Here is a 20,410-nt window from a genome sequence, read left to right on the forward strand (position 1 = left end):
CTTTCCGTCAGGTTGGTCTTGAACAACCCGACCCTAGCGGAAAACACTGATGGCCGCCCGCAAAGCCGATCACCCGCTACAGCGCAACGAGAAGCGCGCGGGCGCTCGGCTTTACTCCCTACCGTCAGCTACACCAGGTGCTGGGACACGATCCGCGTTGCCGGTTGCTCACACCGCGCCACTTGGCGTATCAAAACCGCCGAGGCTCTAATCGCCGCTGGATGAAAGTTCAGTGGCAGGTCACGCAGGCTCAAGACCCTCAAGGGCCTCACACTACGAGTTCGTCTGCAAGACATAGACTTCGCAGCCTGAACGTTTCACCCTCGATCCGCTCCATGAAAATGCCGGGACTGAACAACGACGGCTGAGTGCAGGCATCAAGACTTAAGTCTGTCGTAAAGCAGACAAAGCGAATACAAACGTGGTGCGAACTGTCGGCTATTGGCTGACACGAAGATGCAGAACCCTCGACGTGCTGGAGGTGCCCCAGGCACCTGCTATCATCGCAGGTTGGGGCCAAGGCTGGCCTGCTCTGATCCCCGGTAGTGGGCGGGGTACACCCTGCCGATTTCAATGAAGCTACGCCTTTTTTCCCGGCTGATCTCGTCCACCGTTCAAAGGCCCAACCGCCACGTCAGCAGCGTTTAGGCGAATATACGCTCCAGCATCTCTCTTAACTGCAGCGCTTCGCCGCCATCTGAGGTTTCGCGACCGCACGCGCTTGCCATGGCAGGTCCCGCAATCCGTCGCCCAAAGCCGTTATGGATGCAATACGAAATTTCCCGGCAATCTGGACATCTGCCGCGTGAGACCTGGAATGCAATATTCGAGTTCTGGTGCCTATTCAGCTCGCATTCGTGCTGCATGTCCGAGTGGCACGTCCCTTGCTTCACTTCATGCTACTGATTCACCGCAGAGAGCGAGGATGAACTGACGTAAACTCTATTTCTATCGCCCCAGTCGCTTTGTCGGAGATGGGTCACGAGCCGCATCGACGGGGCAGGAAGGCCTCAGATCGGGATTTAGCCCCAACGAAGCTGAAACCAGGGAGGCGCTCGCGCCGTGCTGGCCTTCGCGCCAAGGGCCGGCGAATTCTCCTGCGATATCGTGGCGCGGATGCACTCTGAGCCTCGAGAGGTAAGTGCTACCCTGCTCGTCAACGAGACGCCAATGAGCGTGCGGCGTCACGGAAACATATGGCACGGATTTTTTCCACGGTAAACGTCCGTACTTTCGAAAGCTGGCAATGGTGAATCCTTCAACATACTCTGCGCAACTCGCCGACGGCACTATCTCGGTTCACGTGGATCGAAGCCTTGTACCCCCCATCGAGATGTTCGGCTTCGGGCAGCGAATCAACCCGAACCGCTCGTTTCTGTTTGTTTCCAAGGTTCTTGGTCGATTCCTGCCGATCCGCCCTTCGGTCATGGGAAATGCATTCGACCTCCTTGCACGTCAGATTCCTGCCGATATTCCTGGTCCGGTTTTGTTCATCGGAATAGCCGAAGCGGGCATTGGCCTTGGTGCGGGTGTCCATCGGCGGTTCCGCGAACTCACTGGTCGCGGCGATGCAATATATATCTGCTCCACTCGCCATGATCTTAAACTGCCGCTGCTGTGCGAATTTGAGGAAGAGCATAGCCATGCCCCGCGGCACCTCCTGCACGAACCATGCGAGGCAAGGCTCCGCGACTTGGTTCATGGTGCGACCGGCTTGGTACTCGTTGACGATGAGGCTTCGACAGGTAAGACATTTGCCAACATCTTCGCTGCCCTTCCCGCAAAAATTCGTTTGAAGCTGAAGCACACAGTCCTACTTACGCTTACCGACTGGTCAGAAGGCGCTGCCCGCGCGGAGATCACGGGAACAGTCAGTGAGGCTACTATCGTTTCCGGACGGTACAGTTGGACTCCGCGTGGGGATTTCACGGCAGCTACTCCGCAGGTCCCTTCCTGTGACCGTCCTAAGCGGCCCGAGGTCTGTCCCGACGTCGCTCGAGACTGGGCGCGTCTCGGCGTCGTCGATCACTTGCAGGGTCTCAATGCAAACGCTGCCGATGACGGGATTACCCTCGTACTCGGAACGGGCGAACACGTGTGGCAGCCCTTCCTGCTTGCGGAGCGCTTGGAAAAGGAGGGCGCTGAGGTTTTCTATTCATCCGTGACGCGTTCTCCCCTGTCGAAAGGCCACGCGATCGGTTCAGTACTTTCGTTCTCCGACAACTACGGCGGAACAGTTCCACATTACCTCTACAACGTCGATCCAGCGCTGTACTCGAAAATTATACTCTGCTCGGAGACAGGCCCGGAAAATGTCTGTGCCAGCCTGATGTCCGCACTGGGCGATCCCATTGTCCTTTCAGACGTAGAAGGTGAATGAAGCCGCCTTAGGCCATGCGGTCTGCCGCTTCGAAATCGGCTCACTCGATCGGACATTTCCGCCAGTCCACGGCGACACAACACTGCTGTCGCGTTATCTAAGGACATCACTCCCATGGGGGATACCTATGACAGCATCGCCTCCCCTGCCACACTAGGCTCCTACGCCGAATACGACGTGACGCTCCTTCTCAAGAGAGTGGATATTCAGCCTACTGACACGGCCACGAGGGAAGAGGCCATCCAATCCGGGCGGCGGCATTACTCGGAAATGATTTCCGCCGAGATGGCCCCGACCCGCGAATACATGGAGCTGTTTGCTAAGGCCATGGCCACTGGTGGCCCGCGCATGGGCGCCGAGACGGCACGCCTCGCCCTCGCGATCGTGCAGTCGGTCGAGGGTCCTATTACCCTTGTCAGTTTGGTCCGCGCCGGCGTGCCCTTCGGCATCCTTCTCAAGAGGGCCATCGCCTTACTCGGCCGGGACGTCGGACACTACGGGTTGTCGATCATTCGCGACAAGGGCGTTGACGACGAGGCTATGCGCCACATTCTTGCCAGGCGTCCTGTCGAGAGCATCGTCTTCGTAGATAGCTGGACGGGCAAAGGAGCAATTGCGAACCAACTCGAAAAGAGCTTCAAGGACTACTCAGACCGGCCTGCGCGGCTAGTTGTATTGGCCGACCCCTGCGGCTGCGCATGGCTCGCCGCATCGGGCGACGACTGGCTTATTCCCTCCGGAATGCTAGGATGCACCGTATCCGGGCTTATCAGCCGCTCGATCCTCAACGCTGCCCTCGTCGGTCCCGGTGACTTCCACGCCTGCGTCCAGTGGGATAATCTCGCGGAACACGATATTTCCCGATCATTCGTGGATGGTATGTGGAATGATGTCTCCACTGTGATTGCAACCGAAATCCCGAGCGTCTGGAGTATCGAGACCCGCCGGGCGCATCGCGATGCCGCCGCCGCTGCCGTCGCCTGGGTGATGGGGGAGGACGCCGTAACGAACATCAACCGAGTAAAGCCGGGCATTGCGGAGGCGACCAGGGCCATCCTGCGACGTGTGCCGGAAAAGGTGTACGTCTCGTCGCCAACCGATCCAGAACTCGCGGCCCTCATGTACCTGATCGACAACAAAGGCGTCCCGTATGTCGTCTCCCCTAGAAAGATCGCCCCCTACCGCGCCGTCACGCTGATCCGGCACGTCTCCTAATCTCCACGTATGTCTACTTACGAGCTCGGCGCGCAGGTCAAGGAAACTGAGATGTGACAAATTCCGTATCGTAAAATTCATTGCCAATGGAGAATCCGCGAAAGCTCACATCTGGCAATCGATCAAATATTTAACCAGTCGCATTTTGGAGTACGCATATGAAGCCCATTGCTCTGGTGGACCTCGACGACACCTTGTTTCAAACCAAGAAAAAGATACCGGAGATTGCGGAAGCCGATCTGGTATTGGCGTCCAAATCCATTAATGGAAGCAACTCCTATATGACGAAGATTCAAGCTGCCTTTGTCGAGTGGCTGCTCGTCTCCACGGAGGCCATCCCGGTTACGGCGCGCGGCTCTGAGGCTCTTTCGCGCGTTACGATCGCGTTTGAAAGCTACTCAATCGTATCGAACGGTGCCGTCATCCTCAAAAAGGACGGCAAGCCTGACGCCGAATGGCATGAGGTCGTCGCAAGGGAGCTCCGGCCGCTTGCCGGCTTTTTCGATAAGCTCCTCGATGAGGGCAGGACCAAGGCGAGGGAACTTGGCGTCCACATCCGGTGCTGGTCGGTGATGGAAGCTGATCTCGCGACATATGTTGTCTTCAAAGAGATTGACGGAGACGGCTCACGCCTTGAAGAGATTGTGCCGATCATTCGAGAAAAACGGGGTTGGGTTCGACACCACAACGGCAATAACCTTGCGCTAGTTCCGCCTGCGATCTCAAAACGGGTGGCCTCACAATTTCTGCTCAAAAAGCTTCGGACGGAGCATCCAGGTCGCCCAGTGATCGGCTACGGTGACAGTGTGAGCGACTTCTCCTACCTGTCCCTCTGCGACTGGTGGGGCGCTCCGGGTAACTCTCAAATGACAGACCTTGTCGTTTCCGCTGTTGCGCGTGAGAGATAGGTGACACGCGTACTGCGAACGTGGTGATATGTGAGGAGGGTGCAGGAATGATCCTGCACCTCCAGTCTTTTAGTAGAAACTTCCTATAGGTAAAACGCCGCGCCATATCGCGGTAAGAACCATGGCAAGCGCGGCGAGGATCGCGAGATTCCCGTCGGCTTTTACCACGAGTACGTAGAGCTTGTATTTCAGCATGATATGACCTTTCGATGAGCTCATTAGGAACTGCCGTCTCGACGGTTCGTGCCTTACTTGCGCAGAGCGAAATTTCGCGCCCATGATCCTCTCGGCGTCGATCCGCCGGAAATGGTCGACGATGGGTTGATCGTCATAGACCATGGCCGCGCTCTTGACGCAGCCGAACATCATGGCCTTCAAAGACGCGACCGGGCCCTCGCCCGCAGCCGGCGCTGGAGATAGGAAAACTTGGTTGCTTGCCAAACGCGTCCTGTCGATCTTATAAAAACGCAACGTTAGCCGAAGCGGGATCCATTTGGGATCCACGGCAACCAGCCGCCGGTCTCCCGCTCGAAACAGCAGCACATCGGCGCGCATGTCCGGCGTGAACCGTTTGCCGAACCAGCCAAGATCTTCGAGCACACCATCGAACGATGCCCCGTCGATTGGCGACTGTCTATCCATTCAAGCGGCCAGTGCGGCTGCTCGGCGTCACGCTTTCAACGCTGACGACCTCCGATCGGCAATGCACGACCCCAGTCCCAACTTGATCTCGGGCTCTGACGGCCCATCGCCCCGAAATAGAAAAGCCTGCCGCGGGAGGAGGTGCGGCAGGCTTTCCTAAAAGAACCGAACGGCGACCTGGGAGGAGGAGTGCCGCTGTTCCCACAGACGTCCCTTTGGGAGGAGGAGTGGGCCGTCTAAACTTCGAAGCGTTGCGGGAGGAAGCATCGCTTCGATGAAAATAGCAATACTCGGGCCAGCGCCATGAAGCCAGCGTCTATGTTGCACTGCAGCTATGCACCCGCCGCAACAATCGGCAGGACATCGAGCATTCCTACCCCTGATTTTGTCGGCGGCTCTGCCGCTGTTACAGAGTGGAACCGCTACAACGTCAATTTCGATATCGAAAGCCCCAAGAAGGCCGTGACAGTTCGCGGCGGCCCTGCCGTCATGGAAAGTAGCGCCGCTGGAGACGGTGGCCGGCAGCTAAGCTGGATCGGTGCGGTTCGCGACAGTCATTAGGGGACACCCGGTGACAGACAGTATGAAGTGGCAGTCGCTCCCAGAAGCGCAAGATGTTCTGCGGGTATGTTTTCACCGTTAAGACCCGGCTGTACAATCCCGATCCGGTACTCGATGAACTTGCGTTGGGCAGCCTTTCGAAGCGTGGCCAAGTCATTCAGGCTGCCTCGAATGAAACGGGCCCGGCCCTTAAGATGTGATGTTTCTCTCACGGTCAGGTGGTTGATGAGGTTCTTCAAGCTCCATGTCCCCTTCACCCCCTTCTGTGCTTGACCGCAAACGAGGTAAAGATCGTCCGCCCGGCGCCCCATTACTGCCTGCGAGTATTTCAGATGCCAGAGAAGTACGGTGACGGTATCGTCCGTCTCCTCGATCGCCACGACGTCCGCGCTCTCCCAGGTGTCATCGTCATCTCTTCCGGGAGAGTGGGCAGACAATCCTCGCAATGGGCGTTCCGCTGATCGCACCTCCTTTGGTTTTCTGACCACTTTACCGCCCGAAGCGTGACCTCTCGCTTTTGAGGCAAGTGTCCGAGCGTAAAGGGAAGCCATTGGATCTTGTAAAGAATTCGGTTGCGCAGCGGGCGGATTCCCGCTATCTTTTTCGATAGGGCAGTACGCGCTGCCCTGGGGTGTGGAAACCCCTACACGTGGTTGATGCCGGCCGTAACGGCATCACACTCCTTGACCTTCGGTCGAGGAGCCTGTGGCGTATGTCCAGGTTCCTCGGAACTAAAGGCCACAGGACCGTCGTGTACGGTTTCCAACTCCCCGATCAGTGGGTTTAGCGAGTTTTCAGCGGGGGCGCACCGCGTGAAACTCTCCATCGGGGTATCCACCATGAAGCGCTATGCAGCAGCACAGGTCCGGACTTCGAGGCCTGCGCAAGCCGAACAGTCGAATGTAGCGCGCGAGTTGGTGCATCCAGTTGATCGGCATGTCGGACAGCAAATCCGTATCCGCCGAATGCAGTCGAATGTATCCCTAGGGGATCTCGGCGCCGGCATCGGGGTCAGTTTGCAGCAGGTACAAAAATATGAAAGCGGTAAGAACCGCGTCAGCGCTTCGATGCTCTACGAGCTTGCCAATTGCCTCAAGATCCCTGTTTCGAGGTTTTTCGAAGGTCTTCCAGATCCCGAAACCACTCAGGGCCAGCAAATCATAACAGAGATCGATGAGAAGATTGCCTACATTTCCACGGCGGAGGGACGGCGTCTGATAGACGACGTTTTGCTCCTTTCTCCGCGTGTGCGCAGCCGGGTCGTTGCCCTCGTCAGCTCGATTGTCGAGGAAGAGATGGAAGAACAGAAGCCGGTTGGTTCATCTGCTGGTTCTTAGCTCCCTACCGGTCGATTTTCTCCGCTGCTTCAAGCGAAAATTCGGTGCGCAATACCGCCTTCTGTGCCCGCGAAAAATCGGCGGCGACGTGTTCTGCCCGCTCTTGCGCAGCCAGCCGGTCGGCTTTGCGCTGCGCAAGCGATAGGCCGGCAACGGCTTCATGGCTGCGCAATACGGATTGTCGCATCAGCGCGTCCTGAAGCTCGGCGGCGGAGATAGCGCCGCTCTTGCGCAATGCGTCGACGACAGGATTGCCGGCGGCCAGGCTTGCCGCGATGTCGAGCGCTTCGGAGGCTTCCGTTTCCCGCTCCCGCGCGTTTTCGGCGTCCGCCCGCGCCTCAGAGAGGCTGCGGGAAAGATTATCCGCCCGCAGGCTGCGGATCTCCAGCAACTGCCTGAGAGACTTCAGCGCCTTCATATCAGCCGCTCAGGCACCGTTGTTCGTCGTCAGGACTTCCAACTGGCCGCCCTTGATGACCTTGATGCTGTCGGCTTGCGGCCGGCTCAGCACGTCTTCGACGGCCTTGGTGAAGACCGCGGGCCCGCGCACCAGCACCAATCCGCTGGCGGGATCTTCACGCAGCGCATCGTCCGGCAGCAGCGGGAACAGCGCGCGAATGGCGTTTTGCTCGGTCTTCCAGCTGCGGCCGCCGCGATCGAGGACGACGGTGGAGACCTCCTGCTTCGGCGCGATGATGATGCGGCTGCCGTCATAGGCGACGAAGAGATTGCTGGCATCGCCAAGCTTGACGAAGGCCTTGGCTCCGCTTTCCCGGACGGACCAGTGCTCGACCTTGCCGCTCAGCGTCCCGACTGTCGTGACCGGGATGCCGGACATGAAGGACAGCGTCTGGACAACTTCGCCAAGCGGCAGGGAGACGACATCCAGGCGCACCTCCCGCTCGCTGGCGCCGGCCGATGGAGGAAAGGAGGCCAGCAGTCCGATAGCGGCCATGTAAACAAAACGCGCAAACATCTGAGTTTACCTCACGATCCGGATATCGCCCGACAACTAATGAACGAAGGCAGGCAGTGAGTACGGAATCCAGTCTATTAATAATTATCCGATCTACTGTTGCAGATCATCGGTCCTCTGGGAACAGGACGGATATCCATTTCGCGCATTTGTTGTACATATCGCGAATTAATAACTTTTTAACATAAGCTATTGAATTCGATCTTGAATTCTGCAAGGCTCTGGCCGCCAAAACCATGCAAGGAGTTCAAGACATGGCTAGTACTTCGACACTTGATGCGGGCATCGGCTCGGCGATTTCCGCCTTCAAGTCGGCCCAGAACGAAGCGACCGAGCAGAGCCTGAAGGTTGCAACCGAAATCACCAAGATCAACGGCGTCGCAAACGCCATCAAGAAGATCGGCCCAGGCTGATTGAAACAATGGCGAGACGGGTTCGCCCGTCTCGCTTCCCCGCTTTCGAAGACAATAAAAGCCGCTCGACGGACGGTTCGGGAACAAGATGGTTATGGATCTAGATTCCTCTTCGCCGACATTCAGAGGTAACGCCGGCAACGCTGCGTCAGGCAGCGGCGGACCGGTCTTGCGCATCACGCGCGCCGGGCGCAGCTCCAATCTGCCGCTGACGACAGAGCGGCAGGTGGTCGGCGGCAGCGCCGATTGTGACCTGATCGTCCTAGGCGCCAAACCGGAACCCGCCTTTGCCATCAGTCTGCAGCGCTCCCGCGGCTCCGACACGGTGTCGTTGACCGCGTTGCGGGATGACGTCGTGATCGACGGTCGTTCCATCCCGCGCGATCGGACAATGACCCTTACGAAGAGACAGACCATCTCCTTCGACGGCACGATCTGTGAGCTCGAAGGTCTCGGCGCCGGGCGCGTGCGGTTCGCGCCGCGCCGGATTGCGGCTGCCGGCCTTCTCGGGCTGGCGGCGTTGCTTTTGCTGGCCGGCCTTTACAACAGCGATGCGCCGGCTCACGAAGCCCCGCTCGTCAGGGTTTCCGCCGCACCCGAACCGGCGCCGGCGGCGGCGGCGATCGCGGCCGAAATCCGCCAGGCCATTCGTATGGCGCAGCTTCCCCAAGATCTGAGCATCGTCGCCACCGCCGACGAAATTCGCATCGGCGAAGGATCGCGGCCTCTCGGCCTGCCCGACAAGACCAAGCTGCGCAGCATCATCGCCTCGATGAGCCGGCGCGGTTCCGTTTCCATCGTCGATCTCACCGCCCTCTCTTCCGGTCTCGACGGCTTCGTTGCCGCCGCCGGCTATACGCCCGTCAGGTTCATCATCGGCTCCGACGGCCGCCGCTACGAGGAAGGCGATGTCGTTTCGAGCGGCTGGCGCATCAAGGAGATCGGCAAAGACCAGATGATCGTTTCCCGTGACAGTGAGGACGATACGGTCAATTTCGCCTCTGCCGGCAATGCCGAGCCGAAGCTCGCCGAAATTTCCAGCAGCGAACAAGAATAGGCGATGGCGTCGGAAGCCGGATCATGAAGGTAAGGTCATCCGCCTTCGCCATGCTTGCGCAGCGCACCGATATGCTGCTTGCGGTTTTTTTCGCCTCCGTCGTGACGATGCTGGTGCTGCCGCTTCCGACAATCGTTCTGGACGTGCTGATCGCTTTCAATCTCTCCTTCGCTTTCGTGGTGCTGATCACCACGACCTATCTGAAGAGCGTGCTTGAAATCTCGACCTTTCCCGCGGTCATTCTGATCGGCACGCTGTTCCGCCTGGCCTTGACGATTTCCTCGACCCGGCTCGTGCTGGCGGACGCCGATGCCGGCGAGATCATCATGGCCTTCGGCGATTTCGTCGTTGCGGGAAATGTCGTCGTCGGGCTGATCATTTTCCTGATCGTGGCGCTGGTGCAGTTCATCGTGGTGACGAAGGGCGCCGAGCGCATCGCCGAGGTCGGCGCCCGTTTCACGCTCGACGCCATGCCGGGCAAGCAGCTCGCCATCGACAGCGACCTGCGCAACGGCCATATCAGCACGGAAGCCGCGCAGAAGCGCCGGTCGCGTCTCGAACAGGAGAGCCAGTTCTTCGGCGCGATGGACGGCGCCATGCGCTTCGTCAAGGGCGATGCGGTCGCAGGATTGGTGATCGTCGCCGTCAATCTCATCGGCGGCCTGGCGATCGGTATCTTCCAGAAGGGCCTGAGCTTCGCCGAGGCCGCCCATCTCTATACGCTGCTGTCGATCGGCGACGGTCTGGTGTCGCAGATTCCGTCCATTCTGATGGCAGTCTCGGCCGGTATCGTCGTGACCCGCGTGTCCGATGACGGCAACGGCAGTCTCGGCAGCGATATCGGCCGCGAACTCTTCCGGGAGCCCCGTGCATTGGCGATTGCGGCGGCGCTGACGATCTGCGCGGGCTTCGTGCCGGGATTTCCCACAGGCGTGCTCGGCGCGATCGGCCTGTGTCTGGCGGGCCTTGCCTTCATGGTGCATCGCCGGCGCGCCGGCCCAGCCGCGGCCGCATCGGCGAATGCCGTGGAAAGCGCCAATTCCTATCCGCTCGACAGGACGAAATATGGCGATCCCGTCATCGCCACCGTCGCGGTGGAAACGCTGGCGCGGCTTGAGGCGATGCGACTCGGCGAAATGCTGGACGGGCGGATCCGCATGGCGGCGCGCGCCGTCGGCGTCTCCGTGACGGTGCCGACGTTCAACGCCGATCCCCGCATGGCCGAGGATCTGATCCACCTTCAGGTCGAAAACGTGCCCGCCGGTCTCGTCAGCTGCGGTCCCGAACGGACGGCCGAACAGATTGCCGACGGCATCGTGCGCATCGTCCGCCGCCATATCGGCGCCCTGTTCAGCGTCGACGACGCGGCACAATGGCTGGGCAGCCTCGAACCGCGTCTCGGCAAACTGGCGATCGACGTCGCCACCCAGGTGCCGCTGATGCTGACGGTCGCGGTCGTCAGACGCCTGCTGGATTCCGGCGTGACGCTTTCCCAGCCGCGCGGACTGCTGGAAGTGATGCTGCACGCCGGCACCGATCACGCGCCGGATGCCCTGGCCGAAATGGCGCGCGCCGCGCTGGTCAAGCAGATCGCCTTCGGGCTTCTCGACCGGCGCGGATTGCTGCCGGCGCTGGTGCTTCCCGCCGAATGGGACCACTTCATCCGCTCCTATGACGCCGCTGGAGCGACCGAGAAGATCGAGATAGCCGAAAGGCTGCGCCTGCTGGCCGAGAAAGCCAGGCAGGCTCTCGAGGACGCCAACGAGCGGGGATACGATCCCATCATCATCGTGCCGGGCGAGTGGCGCCTGCTCACCCAGACGCTGATGATCCACCACAACTGCCGCATTCCGGTGCTGGCGGCGGAGGAGATCGACAGGGATATAACGATCGAAACCATCGGAGAGATCGGGCAAATCCGGAACGCTGCCGGCTCCAAACAAAGGCCGGGCTGATAGAGCAAGTGAAGTAGACGAGACCAACTGGGGATGAATGCAATGTGTGGCGTAGATGGACAAAGGCCCATAGACTTCGACAGAACCTCCCGTTTCGACCTTGAGTCCGATTGCCTTGGCGGCAGCAATAGGGCCGACACGGATTTCACCACCATCCGAACCCGCAAGGTCTCGCCCTTCGAAGATTTCTCCGGCAACCCGCCGACACTGACCTCCTATGTGCCGAATTCGCGGGAAACGTCGGAAAACGGCATGGATTCCGACCCCAAGGATCTGCTGCGCAAGCACATCAACTGGCAATCCGACTCCAAGAAGGTGGATCCATCCGACGAGAAACAGGCCACGACTTTGCAGACCACGACGGAAAAACCCGACCTCTCGAAAGAGGGCAGCGTCATCGTCGTCAACGAGCCGATCGTCGTGGATGGCGGCGTGTTCGACGGCAAGGGCGCGACCTATACGGCCTCGTCCAAGCTCGGCGATGGCGGCCAGTCCGAAACCCAATCGCCGCTGTTCATTCTCAAGAACGGCGCGACGCTCAAGAATGTCGATCTCGGCGAGAATGGCGCCGACGGAATCCACGTCTATGACGGCGCGACGCTCGAAAACGTCAATTGGCAGAATGTCGGCGAGGATGCGCTGACGGTAAAAAGCGCCGGCGACATCACTATTATCGGTGGCTCCGCCAAGGGCGCGACCGACAAGATCTTCCAGATCAATGCCGACACGAGGTTCTATCTGAAGGATTTCGTCGCTGACGGCTTTACCACGCTCGTGCGCACCAACGGCGGCAAGCAGATCGACGCCGACGTCACCATCGATGGCGGGGCGTTCTCCCACGGCAGCAACGTCTTCCGCACCGACAGCTCACTTGCCAGCGTGACGTTCCTCTCCGATATCACGCTGGACGATGTGAAGAACTGGACGCGTGTAGGTGACAACCAATCGGGCGTCTGAGACGCCCGACCACCGGAACCGCAAAGCGAAGATCAAGCGGGCGGCTTAGGCTCCCGCTTTTCATTGCCGGCCTGATCCTTGCCTGCGCGGCGGGCTGCTGCGCATTTCCGCGCCGATTTGCCGGCGCGCCGATTTCAGCTTCGGGTCGCCCTGGGTATCCTTGTATTCGCGCCGCGCCTCGGTCTTGGTCATGCGGTGTTCGTGCCTGAACAACGCGCGCGAAATGCGGATATCGAAAAACGCCGCCGCCACCATGATGCCGGCGGCAATGACGAGGATCGAGCCGAGGAGATGGGCTGTCGTGGAGAGCGTGCATGCTTCTCCGCAAAGAGGCGACCAGAAGATGCTGTTGAGGAAATAGAGGATCGCACCGCCGCCGGCGGTTGCGAGCAGGACAAACTTGACGAGCCCCTTGACGAACTCGGCGATGCTCGCGAGCGAAAAAAGCCTCTTGATGCCCTCGAACGGATTGAGCCGGGTGAAATCGAAGCTCATATGTTTGAACGATACGGGAAACCCCTGCCCGTCGAGGATCGACACCAGGATGGTCGCGGCAAGACCCATGGCAAGCGGCAGCCAGATGAGATCGAGCAGCGCCACGCCGGTTTCGCTCAAGCCGACAGTGACGGCGTCGGAGACGTCGGCTCGCGCGGCGGACTGAAGGCCGGCATCGAAACTGCGGGTGAAATCCTCGAGGATATCAGGCAAGCCCCAGGTGACGTAGACGGCGATGGCAAGGACGGAGATCGCAACCGGGATTTCCTTCGAGCGGGGAACCTGGCCCTCGCGGCGGAGCCGATCGAGCTTCACCCGGCTCGGCGGCAGGGTTTTTTCCTCGGTATCGTCATTTTTGGCCATGGGTCACCTCCAGCATGGCTTTCACCTCGTTGAATCCGTCGATCCAGAGATCGTGGAAATAGCTGGAGATAAAGGCCGTGTAGATGACGAGAATGACCACGACCGCGAAGTTCTTGATGGCCGGCAGGCTATCGTTCAGCGGGAATTGTTTCGACGAGCGGCCAACGAAGGCCAGCGACAATTCGAGCGCGCAGGTGACGATCATGAACGGGGCGGCAAGCAATCCGGCCGCTTTGAACAGCCGGCCGAATACACCGAGGATCATGTCGAGCGGATCGTCGGGCATGGCGGGCATGAGCTTGAAGAGCGGCCAGAACTCGAACGACTTGTAGAAAATCGCGACCAGATCGATGATGCCGCCGGCGCTGACGAAAATCACCAGGGCGATCGACATCATCAGCGAGCCGAGCGGCGCGGTTTCCAGCGCGTTGATCTGGTCGAAGAGATTGGCGGCATTGGCCCCGCGATAGACATCGGTCATATCACCCGCCGCCTGGGCCGCCCAGAAGGGAATGCCGAGCCCCATGCCGATGAGCGCCCCGAAGCAAAGTTCCTTCATCGAAAGGGCGGCCAGATCGAACCAGGACGTATCTCCGATAGCCAGCACCGAATAGGCGAAGGCGACGGAGGGCGCCGAAAGGCCGATTGCCAGGCCGAAACGCAGAATGCCGACGATGCTGAACAGCGAGAAGATCGGGAAGATCAGCAGGATCCCGAGCGCGCGGGCGGCGCCGAGCATGGCTGCGGCCGGTGCCGCGACCTCGATGCCGACGAGCGGAAGATGATCCGGCCCCATCCGCCCCGCCTCACTGAACCATGGTCGGGAAGTCGTTCAGGATATGAACGGAATGTTCGATCAGCGGCGTTGCCAGCACCCGGCCGAACAGCAGCAGGGTGATGGAGATCACGAAAATCTTGACGATCTGCGCGATGGTCTGTTCCTGGATTTGCGTTGCAGCCTGGAAAATGGCGATGATCAGCCCGAGAAGCGCGGCCAGGCCCAGAATGGGGCCGGCCAAGGCGAAGGTCGCCATGACGGACATGCCGATTTCAGCTGCGACCTGGTCTTCACCCATGGTGGCAGGCCTTTCGCGTGGGCGCGGCAGGCGCTCGAACCGGGGCTTTCGTCAAGGCGCGATGCTCACTGCGCATAGGACAGCACCAGACCTTCCAGCAATCGCCGCCAGCCGTCGATCGAGACGAACAGCAGCAGCTTCAGCGGTGTCGACACCACGGTCGGGGACATCATCTGCATGCCGAGCGCCACCAGAATGGCGGAGACGGCGAAGTCGATCATCAGGAAGGGCAGATAAATCAGAAATCCGATTTCAAAGGCCCGCGTCAGTTCCGAAACGAGGAAGCTTGGCGTCAGCACGGTGATATCGTCGGAGGCAATGGGGGTTGCCGGCGCGTTTGCCCAGATCTTCTGCGACGCCTGCACGAAAAAGTCGCGCACCTCGGCGTCGGAAAATTTCAGCATGAAATCCTTCAGCGGCGCTGCCACTTTGATCATGCCGTCCGCCATGCCACTGACCGTGCCGAAATCGCCGCTATGGGCGAGCAGCAATTGCCAGCTGTTTTGCAGCACCGGGTTCATCACGAAGGCCGAGAGCACGATGGCAATCGCAAAGACCAGGAGATTCGGCGGCGTCTGCTGGATGCCGATCGCATTGCGCACGATCAGCAGGACGACTGAAATCTTGGTGAAGGAGGTTGCGATCACGGCAATGACCGGCAGCATCGAGATCGCCGCCATTGCCGCGAGGCTCTGGGCAAGAGGAAAGCTCTGTTCCATCAGTCGTGCAGCGCCGTGACGCGAACGGCGCTCAACCCATCCACGGAAATGATTTCGCCCCGTCCGATAATGCGGCCCTGGGCGATGATATCGACGGCGTCCGACAATGGCCTGTCGAGGTTGAACACATAGCCCTCGCCGATCGTCTCGAGTGTGCGCAGCGGCAACTCCAGCCGTCCGGCATCGAAGACCAGCTTGATCGGGATGCTGTCGACAGGCGACGGACGCGGCTCGCCCTGCAATTCCTGATCGACGGTGTCATTCGTCATGAAATGCCTCATTGGTCCGGTTGGCGTCGACAGGAGCGGCTCGGTGAGGACCGCGCCTTTGTCCGAGCGCATGCAGGTTGCAAGGTAACGTTCACCCGTGATCGCGACCACGGTCTCCGGTGCCCCCCCATCGATGACGATGCCGTCCCCCAATCGCAGGGATTTGATCTGACCGACCGACAGCACGGCATAACCGCGCCGGATGTTGACCGCCGTCGTCAGGGCATTGAGCGTGCGGCGCGGTAGGCGGCTTGCCCAGCCGACGAGGCCGGCAAGGAAGGTTTCATCGAAACGGCCGCTCAAGGGCAGGCTCATGCCGCTCCAGCCGATTTCGAAGCCGAAATTGCCGCTAAAATCCGGCTCCGGCTGCGCGCCGATCTCCAGCAGCGAAAGGCCGATGCCGATCTTGTTCTCGATTGCCTCGAAGGCCTCGGCGAACTGATGTTCCACCACCGCCGCCTTTTCATGCGGTGACAGTTTTTCCCAGAGCAGCAGCGGTTCCAGCCTTTCGGCCAGCAGCCGCAATGCTCCGGCCGAAGCAATCAGCATCTGATCCTGCTCGCCGACGCGGCAGAGAATGCCGACAGGATCGGCGATCCGCGTGGCCGCGATATCGGGGGACAGCGGGCGAACGGAAAGCGTCTGCTCCCGGACCGGAATTTGCCAGGCGGCGCGCATCGTCGTGCCGGAACGGGAAAAGAAGCTCCCGGCCATCGATGAGTCGGGCCATGCGGGCGCGGCGATATTCATCGGACAAGCTCCTCGAGCGCTTCGACGATCGCGCCGAACGGCTGCGGCTTGCCCTGGCCGTCAAACAGGAAGCGCTGGATGAGCCCGTGTTTGGCGACGGCCTCGTCGACGGCGGCATCGCGCCCCTGGCGATATTCGCCGACGCGGATCAGCAGTTCCACCTCGTCATAGAGGGCCAGCAGGGCGCGCAGCCTGTCGGCTGCCTGGCGATGGCTCTCGCTCACCACCGCGCTCATCGTCCGGCTTCGGCTGGCCAGCACATCGATCGCCGGAAAATTGCCCGCCCTGGCAATCTTGTCAGAGAGCACGATATGGCCGTCCAGCAGCGACCTGGTTTCTTCGGCGATCGGATCGTCCTGCTCTTCGCCTTCGACGAGGACCGTATAGAAAGCCGTCATCGTGCCGTTTGCGCTGTTGCCGGCGCGCTCGAAGATCTGCGGCAAGACGGCGAATACGGAAGGCGGAAAGCCGCGCCGCACCGGCGGTTCGCCGGCAGCAAGCCCGACTTCGCGCAAGGCGCGGGCCATGCGGGTGACGCTGTCGATGACGAGCAGCACATGTTTTCCCTGCTCGCGAAAATATTCGGCGATCGCCGTTGCCGTCATCACCGCCTTGAACCGCTCCAGCGCCGGGCGATCCGATGTCGCCAGAACCAGCGCCACATTCGAGGCAACGCCTTCCGGCATGTTGTCGGCAACGAATTCGCCGACCTCGCGTCCGCGTTCCCCCACCAGCGCGCAGACGATCACATCGGCCTTGTTGTTGGCGACGATCTGGGACACCAACGTCGACTTGCCGGCGCCGGGCGCGCCGAAAATACCGATGCGCTGGCCCTGCCCGCAGGTCAGCAATCCGTCCAGGGCGGCAATCCCCGAGGTGAACGGCTGGCGGATGGGACGGCGCGACAAGGGGTTGACCGGCTGGCCGTAGAGCGGCTGCAGGAAACGCGCGTCATCGCCGGCCGGATTGGCGGAGGGACGCAGGACGTTGCCGTGCGCATCGACGACCGCGCCGAGCAGGAAGTTGCCGACAGAGATCGCCGGCTCCCGGCCGGTCGGGACGATTTCCGTGCGCTGGGAGATGCCGCGGGTTTCGCCGTGAAGCGAGAGAAGTGCCGTCTCGCCGTCGATACCGACGACATCGGCGAGGCCGATGCGGCCCCTGCCCGGCTCATGCAGTTCGCAGAGCTCGCCGATCCGAACCGAGGGGATGAGCGCCCGCACCAGCAGGCCCGAAACACTCGTCACGCGGCCGCTCTGCCGCCGCACGTCCGTCTGTTCGAGCGTCCGCTCCATGCGAAGCAATGCGTCAGCCATGGACGAGGGCCTCGATCACGGTGGCGAGCTGGTCTTTCAAGCCGATCTGGCTTCGTCCCGCCGATGTCTCCAGGACGATCTCGCCGGCAGACATCAGCGGATCCGTTTCGATAGTGATGCGATGATCGATATCCGCAATTGCCTGGGCGATCATGGCGGCATCCTCGGGGGCGACATGGAGGGCGATCTCCTGGGCCTCTGCGGTCTGGGATATGGCGTGGCGGACCAATCGCCTGGTGCGTTCGTCGGCCTCCATCGATCCGAGGATCAATCCGACCGATTTCAGAACCACCGCCTCGACCCAGCTGTCGAGATTGGCAATCTCCTGTTCGGCTTTTCCGAGCGAGGCGGCAAGCCGTGCGGCGGCATCACGAACGCCCTGTTCGAACCCGTCGCGATAGCCGTTTTGGGCGGCCTGCTCGCTGGCGGCTGCAAGTGTGGCCTGGGATTGGGCGGCGTCCTGGCGGGCAGCCGCCAGAATTTGCGCCGCCTCCCTGATCTGGCCGAAGTTTTCCGCCGGAATGATGCGGTCGTGGCGTGCAAATCCCGAGCTCATCGTCCGGCGCCTTCCTGTGTGGAGGCGACCTCGTCGACGGCGGCCGTCGCCAGAACGAGCGCCGGGCTCTTCAACAGGGAAGCCGAGCCGTTTTCGGCCATGTCGCGCCAGCCCGCCCACCGCCATGCCGCAGAGATCCGATATTCGTCTGCCAGAAGCGTCAGCATCGACCAGCCATCGGCCTCGACGACATGCCTTGCCTGCTCGCTCAACAGATCAAGCGGCGGCGTTGCCGTGGAAAGATTGATGTGGCCGAGGGCGAATGCGACCGCTTCCTCGCCGTAGGCGGCCCTGAGCCTCGCAAGGGTCGGGCGATCGACCGCGGGGCAGAAGGCTGCGAGATGATAGGCGAAGCCCGCCCGGAACGCGGCCTTTGAGAGTCCGTCCGCGTCCATGGAAATCAGGCGGCGGGCGCCGTCGGCAAATGTGGCGGGGTCGCCATGGGCTTCTGCGATCTCCGTGAAAAGCCGCCGGTGCAGCCGCCGCGACAGGGTAGACCCATCGGCAAGGAGCGGCGCGGTCCCATCCCATCGGGCGGCCGTCAGCATATCCGCGGAAAGCAGCGCTGCCCTGCGGATCCTCGCCGCATCCGAGATCGCCTCGCCGTCCGAACGCGGCGTGCGCATGCTCAGCGCTCCTTCCGCTGCGGCAACAGCAGCAGCAGGCATGCCCCGATGGCGAGGATAATTGCGCCGATCACGGCCAGATTGGGGGCCTTGAAAGCCGAGAGAGCGCTTTGCACCATCGAGAATGGCGCTGCGGCGGGTGCCGGCGTCACGGTTGCCGCCGGGGCCGATGCTGCCGTTGCCGGCGGGGCCGCCGGCGCGCCGACCTCCGACCAGGGGCTGACCACCACCGAGACATCTTCGTAAGAGAGATCACGGATGCTGTTGACCAGAACGGACCGGCTTTTCATGTCGATCTCGTTGAGATTGGCGCCGGGGCGATATTGCAACACGGCCGCCGCCCTCGCCTTTTCCTTGATGAGCCCGCGGCCGTTTTCCTCCGGCAGCACCACATGGACGCGCGCCGTCGCCACGCCGTCAAGCCCCGAAAGCGTTTCGGCAAGCTGCTGCTCGATGGCGTAGCTCATCCGGGCTTTTTGTTCGTAAGGCGTCACAAGGAAGCCGTTGCCGGGAAAGAGTTCGGCGACATTTCCGAACGACTGACGCGGCAGACCGGCGCCCGCCAGCAACTCGATCGCCCGGGCATGATCGGCTGATTCAGCGGCGATCGCATAGGTCCCGCCCTTTTCGCTCCTCATGGTGACGGAGATGCCGGCGCGTTCGAGCAGGACCTGAGCATCCAGCGCATCGCGCTGATCGAGTCCCGTCAGCACGTCCTGGCTGCAGGCGGCGAGGAACAGGCAGAAAGCGAGCATGGCGGCCTTCGGAAGGACTTTGCGCGCGGGCGAAGTGATCGGTGATCTCGCAAGGGCCGATGTGATCATGATATTCACTGGCCCTGCGTCAGCCGTTTGGACGACGACATCACCGACTGGGTGAGTGACGACAGCAGCGTCGTGCCGGTCGCGAATTGCTGTGATTTCTCCAGCCGGTCGATCGATGTCGTGATGTCTTCGATCTTCGGGCCGCTGTGATCCTTGTCCGCGGCAAATCGCACCAGCGGCGTCTCCGGCTGGCCGTTCCCGGCCACCGGCATGAAGAATGCCGACAGCCGGTCGAGAATGCTGGAGGGCCTGGTATTGCCTTCCGGTGAATAGGAGGGCGGGACGGCGTCGGACTCAGGCGCGATCTTGCGGCCCTGGATGTTGGGAATGGAGGTGAGTTCGGTTGGCCGAAGGCCGGCGAAATCCGCCGGCTGCAGCCCGATCCGCTCCGCCACGATCTCCGAGGTCTTCAGCACATTGCCTGTCGATACGCCATCAACGGGCGGCGTAAAGGCGCGGCCGGTAAGTTCTTCTCCGCTCATTGCAATTCCTCAACTCGGTACACGTCAACTGCAAACGATGAACGGGAACGCTACTCGTCGCTGCCTTCGTCGATCGCCTCCTTGGCGAAATTGAAAAGCGAATTGTTCAGCATCAGGGTGTTGGAAATCATGCCTGGCAGAAACGCGTCCACGGCAGCGGAGAGTATCTCGCTCTCGCTGTTCGGATCGACCTTTTTCGTCGTGCTGCCGGTGGTGTCCTTGGAATCTGTCTTATCAGTCGTCAGCTCCACCGAGACAGGGTTTGCAGGCGCCAGGTTCAGGTCGGAATTCACTGCATCTACGGCCATATGAGCACTTCCATCAAGGAGTTATCAAAATGAATGCATGATTTGATATGGATAAAAAAACGGCCGGTCAATTGTTTAAACTTAACCGATGGTTAATTTTCGGAAATTACAATCGCTTTGACAACTTTCTCGACCTTTATATTAAAATTGAACGTTTTTATCCATAAAGCGCAGCAGATATCCAGATTGCGCATGAAATTCATACTTAAATTTATTGCTATCAAA

General features: G+C 60.6%; 23 protein-coding genes and 1 pseudogene. 9 read left to right on the plus strand and 15 right to left on the minus strand.

Features of this window, described 5'->3' with window-relative positions; all coding sequences use genetic code 11:
• Nucleotides 1-1,246 precede the first annotated feature (1,246 nt).
• From EFQ99_RS35910 to EFQ99_RS33070, 3 genes are all read left to right on the plus strand, one after another.
• Nucleotides 1,247-2,380, plus strand: coding sequence for a phosphoribosyltransferase domain-containing protein (locus EFQ99_RS35910; protein ID WP_011053330.1), 1,134 nt, complete (start codon nt 1,247-1,249; stop codon nt 2,378-2,380).
• A gap of 114 nt (nt 2,381-2,494) precedes the next feature.
• A complete protein-coding gene (locus EFQ99_RS33065; protein ID WP_004675992.1) occupies nt 2,495-3,595 on the plus strand; it encodes a cysteine protease StiP domain-containing protein in 1,101 nt (366 codons plus the stop codon).
• 158 nt (nt 3,596-3,753) lie between these two features.
• A complete protein-coding gene (locus EFQ99_RS33070; protein WP_004675991.1) occupies nt 3,754-4,503 on the plus strand; it encodes an HAD family hydrolase in 750 nt (249 codons plus the stop codon).
• A 270-nt stretch (nt 4,504-4,773) separates the two neighbouring features.
• Here the strand turns inward: EFQ99_RS33070 and EFQ99_RS36220 are convergent.
• A pseudogene (locus tag EFQ99_RS36220) lies at nt 4,774-5,121 on the minus strand (DUF4334 domain-containing protein); the annotation flags it as partial.
• A 327-nt stretch (nt 5,122-5,448) separates the two neighbouring features.
• On the opposite strand from EFQ99_RS36220, the gene EFQ99_RS33080 reads away from it, so the two are divergent.
• Entirely contained in the window at nt 5,449-5,706 is a 258-nt protein-coding gene (locus EFQ99_RS33080) for a hypothetical protein (RefSeq protein WP_018447059.1), read from the plus strand.
• Here EFQ99_RS33080 and EFQ99_RS33085 read toward each other — a convergent pair.
• A complete protein-coding gene (locus EFQ99_RS33085; protein WP_026188834.1) occupies nt 5,703-6,086 on the minus strand; it encodes a hypothetical protein in 384 nt (127 codons plus the stop codon). The two genes, EFQ99_RS33080 and EFQ99_RS33085, sit on opposite strands and share 4 nt — an antisense overlap.
• A gap of 459 nt (nt 6,087-6,545) precedes the next feature.
• Here EFQ99_RS33085 and EFQ99_RS33090 point away from each other — a divergent pair, with 459 nt between their 5' ends.
• Nucleotides 6,546-7,043 (plus strand): helix-turn-helix domain-containing protein, encoded by a 498-nt coding sequence (locus EFQ99_RS33090; protein ID WP_018247142.1) that lies wholly within the window; start codon nt 6,546-6,548, stop codon nt 7,041-7,043.
• 4 nt (nt 7,044-7,047) lie between these two features.
• Here EFQ99_RS33090 and EFQ99_RS33095 read toward each other — a convergent pair whose 3' ends face one another.
• A complete protein-coding gene (locus EFQ99_RS33095) occupies nt 7,048-7,461 on the minus strand; it encodes a hypothetical protein (RefSeq protein WP_004672597.1) in 414 nt (137 codons plus the stop codon).
• 9 nt (nt 7,462-7,470) lie between these two features.
• A complete protein-coding gene (locus tag EFQ99_RS33100) occupies nt 7,471-8,019 on the minus strand; it encodes a hypothetical protein (RefSeq protein WP_004672596.1) in 549 nt (182 codons plus the stop codon).
• A 254-nt stretch (nt 8,020-8,273) separates the two neighbouring features.
• Between EFQ99_RS33100 and EFQ99_RS35285 the strand changes: the two genes are divergently transcribed.
• The 4 genes from EFQ99_RS35285 (at nt 8,274) to EFQ99_RS33115 (ending at nt 12,401) form a co-directional block, all read left to right on the plus strand.
• Complete coding sequence (locus EFQ99_RS35285) at nt 8,274-8,432, plus strand: hypothetical protein (RefSeq protein ID WP_004672595.1); 159 nt, start codon at nt 8,274-8,276, stop codon at nt 8,430-8,432.
• Between the two features lie 94 nt (nt 8,433-8,526).
• Nucleotides 8,527-9,489 (plus strand): SctD/MshK family protein, encoded by a 963-nt coding sequence (locus EFQ99_RS33105; protein WP_018247141.1) that lies wholly within the window; start codon nt 8,527-8,529, stop codon nt 9,487-9,489.
• 23 nt (nt 9,490-9,512) lie between these two features.
• Entirely contained in the window at nt 9,513-11,444 is a 1,932-nt protein-coding gene (locus tag EFQ99_RS33110) for a flagellar biosynthesis protein FlhA (protein ID WP_018247140.1), read from the plus strand.
• 42 nt (nt 11,445-11,486) lie between these two features.
• Nucleotides 11,487-12,401: a pectate lyase gene (locus EFQ99_RS33115; protein WP_004672592.1), complete on the plus strand. Its 915-nt coding sequence runs from the start codon at nt 11,487-11,489 to the stop codon at nt 12,399-12,401.
• Nucleotides 12,402-12,461: 60 nt separating this feature from the next.
• Here the strand turns inward: EFQ99_RS33115 and EFQ99_RS33120 are convergent, their stop codons facing one another.
• The 11 genes from EFQ99_RS33120 to EFQ99_RS33170 form a co-directional block, all read right to left on the minus strand.
• On the minus strand, nt 12,462-13,259 hold the full coding sequence (locus tag EFQ99_RS33120; protein WP_011053325.1) for an EscU/YscU/HrcU family type III secretion system export apparatus switch protein: 798 nt from the start codon (nt 13,257-13,259) through the stop codon (nt 12,462-12,464).
• A complete protein-coding gene (locus EFQ99_RS33125; RefSeq protein ID WP_004672591.1) occupies nt 13,246-14,055 on the minus strand; it encodes an EscT/YscT/HrcT family type III secretion system export apparatus protein in 810 nt (269 codons plus the stop codon). The genes EFQ99_RS33120 and EFQ99_RS33125 overlap by 14 nt, the downstream gene beginning before the upstream one ends.
• 10 nt (nt 14,056-14,065) lie before the next feature.
• Complete coding sequence (locus EFQ99_RS33130; RefSeq protein ID WP_004672590.1) at nt 14,066-14,335, minus strand: flagellar biosynthetic protein FliQ; 270 nt, start codon at nt 14,333-14,335, stop codon at nt 14,066-14,068.
• Between the two features lie 65 nt (nt 14,336-14,400).
• The gene (sctR, locus tag EFQ99_RS33135) at nt 14,401-15,054 is read right to left on the minus strand and encodes a type III secretion system export apparatus subunit SctR (protein WP_008534263.1); all 654 of its coding nucleotides are present in this window, start codon (nt 15,052-15,054) and stop codon (nt 14,401-14,403) included.
• Nucleotides 15,054-16,073, minus strand: a complete 1,020-nt coding sequence (locus tag EFQ99_RS33140) for a FliM/FliN family flagellar motor switch protein (RefSeq protein ID WP_011053324.1) — start codon at nt 16,071-16,073, stop codon at nt 15,054-15,056. Before EFQ99_RS33140 ends, sctR begins: the two co-directional genes overlap by 1 nt.
• Nucleotides 16,070-17,389 (minus strand): FliI/YscN family ATPase, encoded by a 1,320-nt coding sequence (locus tag EFQ99_RS33145; RefSeq protein WP_004672587.1) that lies wholly within the window; start codon nt 17,387-17,389, stop codon nt 16,070-16,072. The genes EFQ99_RS33140 and EFQ99_RS33145 overlap by 4 nt, the downstream gene beginning before the upstream one ends.
• Nucleotides 17,382-17,945 carry a type III secretion system stator protein SctL gene (gene sctL, locus EFQ99_RS33150; RefSeq protein ID WP_004672586.1) on the minus strand — a complete coding sequence of 188 codons (564 nt, stop codon included), beginning with the start codon at nt 17,943-17,945 and terminating at the stop codon, nt 17,382-17,384. The genes EFQ99_RS33145 and sctL overlap by 8 nt, the downstream gene beginning before the upstream one ends.
• Entirely contained in the window at nt 17,942-18,571 is a 630-nt protein-coding gene (locus tag EFQ99_RS33155; RefSeq protein ID WP_004672585.1) for a hypothetical protein, read from the minus strand. Before EFQ99_RS33155 ends, sctL begins: the two co-directional genes overlap by 4 nt.
• 2 nt (nt 18,572-18,573) lie before the next feature.
• Complete coding sequence (sctJ, locus tag EFQ99_RS33160; RefSeq protein ID WP_042120090.1) at nt 18,574-19,404, minus strand: type III secretion system inner membrane ring lipoprotein SctJ; 831 nt, start codon at nt 19,402-19,404, stop codon at nt 18,574-18,576.
• Nucleotides 19,401-19,877: a hypothetical protein gene (locus tag EFQ99_RS33165; protein WP_004672583.1), complete on the minus strand. Its 477-nt coding sequence runs from the start codon at nt 19,875-19,877 to the stop codon at nt 19,401-19,403. The genes sctJ and EFQ99_RS33165 overlap by 4 nt, the downstream gene beginning before the upstream one ends.
• A gap of 50 nt (nt 19,878-19,927) precedes the next feature.
• Nucleotides 19,928-20,185 carry a hypothetical protein gene (locus EFQ99_RS33170; protein ID WP_004672582.1) on the minus strand — a complete coding sequence of 86 codons (258 nt, stop codon included), beginning with the start codon at nt 20,183-20,185 and terminating at the stop codon, nt 19,928-19,930.
• Nucleotides 20,186-20,410 lie beyond the last annotated feature (225 nt).

It is taken from the genome of Rhizobium vallis (assembly GCF_003985155.1).
GTDB lineage: Bacteria > Pseudomonadota > Alphaproteobacteria > Rhizobiales > Rhizobiaceae > Rhizobium > Rhizobium vallis.